1 protein-coding gene and 1 pseudogene are annotated in these 255 nt (G+C 63.5%); both read right to left on the minus strand.

The features are described 5' to 3' along the window. Nucleotides 1-128, minus strand: a 128-nt coding sequence (locus AB3X94_RS42280; RefSeq protein WP_368614474.1) for a Phenylacetic acid catabolic protein, incomplete at its 3' end; no start/stop codon positions are given. A gap of 16 nt (nucleotides 129-144) precedes the next feature. Continuing rightward, nucleotides 145-255 (minus strand): annotated as a pseudogene (locus AB3X94_RS42285) (1,2-phenylacetyl-CoA epoxidase subunit B); the annotation flags it as partial.

A 255-nucleotide genomic window follows, 5' to 3' on the forward strand; every position in this document is an offset into this window, starting at 1 on the left:
TTCGACAGCGCGATGTCCTCTTCGAGGATCGGGCCGTGGCCGCACCACTCGCTGTTGCGCTGACCGAGGATCAGCGCGGTATCGGCGAGGCGCAGCACGTACTGCAGATGTTCGGGCGTGATGGACAGAGTGGTCATGGCGCGCTTACATGTGGTTGACTTCGTCGGGCAGCGTGTAGAACGTCGGGTGACGATAGATCTTGTCGCCCGCCGGTTCGAACAGCTCGGCCTTCTCGTCGGGCGCCGAGGCGGTGAT

The organism is Paraburkholderia sp. BR10923 (assembly GCF_040948765.1).
In the GTDB taxonomy this organism is placed as follows: domain Bacteria; phylum Pseudomonadota; class Gammaproteobacteria; order Burkholderiales; family Burkholderiaceae; genus Paraburkholderia; species Paraburkholderia youngii.